Raw genomic sequence first — 1,197 nt, forward strand, 5'->3', positions numbered from 1 at the left:
GCTAGCTGATCTTGCGTGCTCCGGGTGCGGGGGATACGGCAAAGATGTCAGGAGCGGTGAACCCGGCGTCGGCGAAGGACTGTGAAATCGCTTCGCGGACAGTTGCCTCAACCGCGGATGGAATCAGTGCGATCGCAGAGCCACCGAACCCGCCCCCTGTCATGCGGGCCCCCAGTGCGCCGTTGGCCAGGGCAGTGTCCACTGCCAAATCCAATTCGGGGCAGGAGATCTCAAAGTCATCGCGCATGGAGGCATGGCTGGCGGTGAGGAGGGCGCCAATGGCCCCCGGTCCGCCGTCGGCAAGGACTGCAACGGTGTCCAGTACCCGCTGGTTCTCCGTCACGATGTGGCGAACCCGGCGGAACGTTTCAGTATCCAGCAGCCCTGAGGCTTCCGGCAGGTCCGTGGCGGAAATATCGCGCAGGGCCGGCACTCCAAAGACTTCGGCACCCAGCTCACACGATGCGCGGCGGGCCGAATAGCCACCAGTTGCGTGGGCGTGGGAGACTTTCGTGTCCACAACGAGGATGAGCAGCCCGGCGGCGGCCAGGTCCAACGGCACCAGCTCGGATTCCTGGGTGCGGCAGTCAAGGAACACGGCATGCCCGTCAGTGGCCAACAACGACGCCGACTGGTCAAGAATGCCTGTCGGGGCACCGACAACCTCGTTCTCGGCACGCTGGCCCACAAGCACCAGTTCAGAGCGGCTCAGGGACGCATTTGCCAGCTCGTTGAACGCCGTGGCAACGGCGCACTCGATGGCAGCCGACGAGGACAGGCCGGCACCGGAAGGAACCGTTGAGTGCAGGTACAGGTCAAAACCGCCAATCATCACGCCCAACTGCCGCAGGACCCACACGACGCCCAACGGGTAGGCCGTCCAGCCCTGCATGGTGTCGTGGGAGAGCGTGGACAGGTCCACTGTGACCGTTGTCTGATCGCCGTGGCTTGAGCGCAACCGGGCGGTATTGTCCCCGCGCAGCTTGATGGCCACGGCTGCGGCACGGTCAATGGCAAATGGCAGCACAAAGCCTTCGTTGTAGTCCGTGTGCTCGCCGATCAGGTTGACGCGTCCTGGTGCAGACCAGACACCGTCCGGGGCTGTGCCAAAGATGTCAGCGAATTCCTGGGCCACTTGGGTTGCGTCGATAGTCGCGCTCATGCGTGCGCCACCTTAAGCGCGTTGGACTTAAGCGC

At 64.0% G+C, this 1,197-nt stretch carries 1 protein-coding gene; it reads right to left on the bottom strand.

Features of this window, described 5'->3' with window-relative positions; genetic code table 11:
- Window position 1: 1 nt before the first annotated feature.
- Complete coding sequence (gene galK / locus Q4P21_RS09005; protein WP_303388443.1) at window positions 2-1,162, bottom strand: galactokinase; 1,161 nt, start codon at window positions 1,160-1,162, stop codon at window positions 2-4.
- Window positions 1,163-1,197: the final 35 nt, after the last annotated feature.

The organism is Arthrobacter sp., from assembly GCF_030540645.1.
Classification (GTDB): Bacteria; Actinomycetota; Actinomycetes; order Actinomycetales; family Micrococcaceae; genus Specibacter.